The sequence below is a fragment of the Lysobacter xanthus genome (assembly GCF_047159895.1).
This window is the reverse complement of sequence record NZ_BAAGAB020000111.1, coordinates 1-4,316: the sequence shown is the minus strand read 5'-3', so window position 1 is coordinate 4,316 and position 4,316 is coordinate 1. Positions and strand designations below refer to the sequence as shown.

4 protein-coding genes and 1 pseudogene are annotated in these 4,316 nt (G+C 71.5%); 2 read left to right on the top strand and 3 right to left on the bottom strand.

The features are described 5' to 3' along the window. The 3 genes from hda to ACY35P_RS14965 form a co-directional block, all read right to left on the bottom strand. Nucleotides 1–703, bottom strand: a 703-nt coding sequence (gene hda, locus ACY35P_RS14975; protein WP_462116634.1) for a DnaA regulatory inactivator Hda, incomplete at its 3' end; no start/stop codon positions are given. Further along, nucleotides 703–1,836, bottom strand: coding sequence for an AI-2E family transporter (locus ACY35P_RS14970; RefSeq protein WP_462116633.1), 1,134 nt, complete (start codon nt 1,834–1,836; stop codon nt 703–705). The genes hda and ACY35P_RS14970, both read right to left, overlap by 1 nt. Continuing rightward, nucleotides 1,836–2,909, bottom strand: coding sequence for a DUF2066 domain-containing protein (locus ACY35P_RS14965; protein ID WP_462116632.1), 1,074 nt, complete (start codon nt 2,907–2,909; stop codon nt 1,836–1,838). The genes ACY35P_RS14970 and ACY35P_RS14965 overlap by 1 nt, the downstream gene beginning before the upstream one ends. A 127-nt stretch (nt 2,910–3,036) precedes the next feature. Between ACY35P_RS14965 and purM the strand changes: the two genes are divergently transcribed. Together purM and ACY35P_RS14955 are read left to right on the top strand one after the other, a co-directional pair. Further along, on the top strand, nt 3,037–4,083 hold the full coding sequence (gene purM, locus ACY35P_RS14960) for a phosphoribosylformylglycinamidine cyclo-ligase (protein WP_462116631.1): 1,047 nt from the start codon (nt 3,037–3,039) through the stop codon (nt 4,081–4,083). A gap of 4 nt (nt 4,084–4,087) precedes the next feature. After that, nucleotides 4,088–4,316, top strand: a pseudogene (locus tag ACY35P_RS14955) (hypothetical protein); the annotation flags it as partial.

The window sequence follows — 4,316 nt, the reverse complement described above, 5'->3', positions numbered from 1 at the left end:
CCGCCCCCAGCACCTCGCGCAGGAACGGCACGGTCAGCCGCCTCTGCGCCGCGAGCGCGGCGCGGTCCAGGCGATCGAACAATTGCGTGAGGCTGCCGAGGTCGCGACCGACGCGGCGCATCAGCCAGTCGAGCGCGGCCTCGTCGACCGCCAGCCCGCGTCGCTGCGCACGCTGGCGCAGCACCTCGCGTCGCGCGTCGTCGTCCGGCGGCGACACCGAAACGCCGATGCACTGCCCCAGCCGCGAACGCAGGTCGGGCAGCACGAGCGCGAGCGATTCCGGCCGCGCGGCCGCGGCATAGGCCACCCGGGTGCCGAGCGCGCGCGCTCGGTTGTGGAAATCGAACAGGGCGATCTCGTCGTCGCGCTCGCCGGCGATGGCGTCGAGGTCGTCGAGCGCCACGACGTCCATTCCTTCGAGCGACTGCAGCGCGTCGCGCACGCGACCTGCCGCCGTCGACAGCGGCAGGTAGGCCGGGCGCAGCCCGGCGACGAGCGCCCGGGCGCAGGCGCCCAGCAGGAGATGCGTCTTGCCGGCGCCTTCGGGGCCGTCGACGAAGATCCAGTCGCCCGCGGTGCCGGTGGCCAGCGCGTCGAGCATGGCGATCGCGCCATCGGGCGCGGCGACGAACGTCTCGAGCCTCTGGTCGGGCGGATACCGCAGCGCGAGCGGCAACTGCGGCACGTCACGGACGCCCGCCATCACCCCGGCCCGTGTTCCGCGCCGCCCTCGACCACGATCAGCGGTGCGTCGCCGCCGTACAGGCGGCTGGCGCGGTAGCGTTCCTGCGCGTAGCGCAGCAGCACGTTCGCGACGGCCGCGATCGGCAGCGCGAGCAGCATGCCGAGGAAACCGAACAGCTGGCCGCCCGCGAGCACCGCGAAGATCACCGCCATCGGATGCAGCCCGATCCGGTCGCCGACCAGCTTCGGCGTGAGCCAGTAGCTCTCCACGACCTGGCCGATCGAGAACACCACGAGCACGCCGACGACGTGCTGCCAGTCGCCGAACTGCACGAGCGCGGCGATGCCGCCCAGCACGAGCAGGCTGGCCGGGCCCACGTAGGGAACGAAGGTCAGCAGGCCGGCGACCAGCCCGATCAGGATACCGAGGTCGAGCCCGACGATCTGCAGGCCGACGGCGTAACCGATGCCGAGGATCAGCATCACCATGAACTGCCCGCGCAGGAAGCCGGCGAGCACCACATCCGATTCGCGCGCGAGACGCGTGACGATCGGCAGGTGCCGCGGCGGAATGAGCGCCGCGATGCGCTCCACCAACGCGTCCCAGTCCCGCAGGAAGAAGAACGCCAGGACGGGCACCAGCACCGCGTTCACGGCGAGCCCCAGCAGCATCGAACCCGAGCGCGTCACGTAGCCGAGCACCGACTTCGCGATGCCGCCCGCGCTCTCCCAGTGTTCCCGCAGCATCGTCACCGCATACCCGACGTCGAAGTAGCGATCGACGTCCAACCGCGTCCGCGCTTCGACCCAGGGCAACAGGGTTTCGCCGATCCAGGCGCTGTAGCGCGGCACGGACTCGATGAGCGTGACGATCTGCCGCTGCAGCATCGGTAGCAGCAGAACGAGCAGCAGCACGAAGGCCAGCGTCATCGTGCTGAAGACCAGCGCCACCGCGGTGCCGCGCGAACGGCCGCGCGCGACGAGGCGGTCCACGATCGGATCGCCGAGCCAGCCGAGCAGCGCCGCCACCACGAACGGGGTGAGGATCGGCGCGAGCAGGCTGAGCAGCCACAGCGCGCCGAGCACCACCGCGGCCCATTGCACGCGACGCAGGAACGTCGCGATCTGGTCGAGCGGCGCGGCGTCGCTCATCAGCGCAGCCGGAAGGTGGCGCTGTCGTCGTCGCCGGCCTGCTCGAGCACGCCGTCCTTCGCCGCGACCTTCGCGAAGCCCGCGACGCCGCTGACCAGTTCCAGCTCGTAGACGAGCCCGTCGGGCGTGGCGCGCAGCGGCGTGGCGCGCCGCACGACCGCGGTGCGTTCGAGATACGCGGCGAGGCGCAGGAAGTCGTCGGTGCTCCCGACGCCGGTGAACGTCACCGCGTAGCGGCCGGGCGGCGCGATCGTCTTCGCCGGCTTGGCGTACTTGCGGATCAGCGCATCGGCTGCGATGTCGGCGCCGCCGGACATCGCGCGGCGCGCGTCACGGTCGTACGTCGCGGTCTTCGCCAGCTGCTTGCCGTTGTCCAGGAACGTCCACTCGGCCTGCCAGCCGCCCGAGACCGTGCGGTACAGCTTGCCGATCAGCTGCATCGGCGGGGAATACTTCGACGAGGCGCGCGCGATCGCGGCCGTGTCGCCTCGCCAGATCGCACCGACCAGCGCCTGTTCCGCGGCATTGCCCGTCGGCAGGCCGAGCGAATAGCCCCGCTGCTTGGCGCGGTCGAGCACCGGACGCGCGGCATTGCCCTTGTCGACGCCGACCAGACGCGGACCGCTGCCGTCGTCGATCGCGAGCCAGAGAACGGGCTTCGGACGCGGCGTCGGCCAGGACTGCAGGCCGAGCGTCGCGATCATCTCGTCGACCTTCTTGTCGTCGTAGTCGACGACGAGCGTCGTGTTGTAGCTGGGCGCGCCGGACGGGCCGATGCCCTGGTCCTGGCGGAAGTCGTAATGGTCGACGTACTCGCGGGCGCGGCGCAGCTCGTCGCCCACGCCCGGCCGCTGGTTGACGCCGCGGTCGCCGGTCACGCGCTGCAGCACCTGCAGCAGGCCGCGCGCGAAGCCGGTGTTGCGCTGGGCGTCGGTCTGGTTGTTGACCACCACCTCGGCGGAGTACGGGCCGCTCGCACGGGCACGGGAGCCCTCCACGCGCTGGGCCTGGACGGCCGAGGCGAAGGCGAGGAGAAGGAGGAACGCGGAGAAGGTACGGAACGCGCGCGACATCGCCGGCCCGGGGGAGTGGACAGGCGGAGCATGGTGCCCCAGCGCCGCCGGGCCGTCCACGCCGGCCGGGCCGCGGCCGCCGCGCTGGTAGAATCGCCGGCTCTTCACACGACCGCCCGAGACCGCCGTGTCCCAGTCGAACGACCCCGCCCGCGCCCCGCTCACCTACCGCGAGGCCGGCGTCGACATCGACGCGGGCAACGAGCTCGTCGAGCGGATCAAGCCGCTGGTGAAGCGCTCCTTCCGCCCTGAGGTGATGGGCGGCCTGGGCGGGTTCGGCGCGCTCTTCGACCTGTCCGGCAAGTACCGCGAACCCGTGCTGGTGTCCGGCACCGACGGCGTGGGCACCAAGCTCAAGCTCGCGCAGCAGCTCGGCCGGCACGACACCATCGGCATCGACCTGGTCGCGATGTGCGTCAACGACGTGCTGGTCCAGGGCGCCGAGCCGCTGTTCTTCCTCGACTATTTCGCCACGGGCAAGCTCGACGTGGACACCACGGTCGCGGTCGTCGGCGGCATCGCGAAGGGTTGCGAGCTGTCGGGCTGCGCGCTGATCGGCGGCGAGACGGCGGAGATGCCGGACATGTACGGCCCGGGCGAGTACGACCTGGCCGGCTTCTGCGTGGCGGCGGTCGAGAAGTCGAAGCTGCTCGACGGCGCGAAGGTGCGCGAGGGCGACGTGCTGATCGGCATCGCCTCCAGCGGCCCGCATTCCAACGGCTACTCGCTCGTGCGCCGCATCTACGACCGCGCCGGCCGGCCGGCCGAACTGGACCTCGGCGGCGTCAAGCTCGTCGACGCCCTGATGGCGCCGACCGCGCTGTATGTGAAGCCCGTCCTCGAACTGCTGGCCGCGCACGAACTGCACGCCATGGCGCACATCACCGGCGGTGGGCTCACCGAGAACATCATCCGCGTCATCCCGGAGGGCCTGGGCCTCGACATCGACGCGAGTGCGATCGTGCTGCCGCCCGTCTTCGACTGGCTGCAGCGCGAAGGCGCGGTCGCCGACGCCGAGATGTGGCGCACGTTCAACTGCGGCGTCGGCTTCGTGCTGGTGGTGGCGCCCGACGACGTGACGGCGGTGGCCACCGACCTCGACCGCCTGGGCCTCGCCCATCGCGCGATCGGCCAGGTGGTGCGCGCGGGTGGCGAACGCGTCCGCATCGGCTGAGGCGATGGCGGCCCTCCACGCCACGGACGAGGAACTGCGGCAGGTCGACCTGCTGGGCGTCTTCCATTACGTCGTGGCGGCCGTCACCGCGCTGTTCTCCCTGTTCCCGCTGATCCACGTCGCGATCGGCGTCGCCGCGATCACCGGGGGCATGGATCCGACGGTCGCGATCCTCAACAACCTCGAATACGACCACGCGGACATCTTCCCGGACATCGAGTCGATCCAGCGGC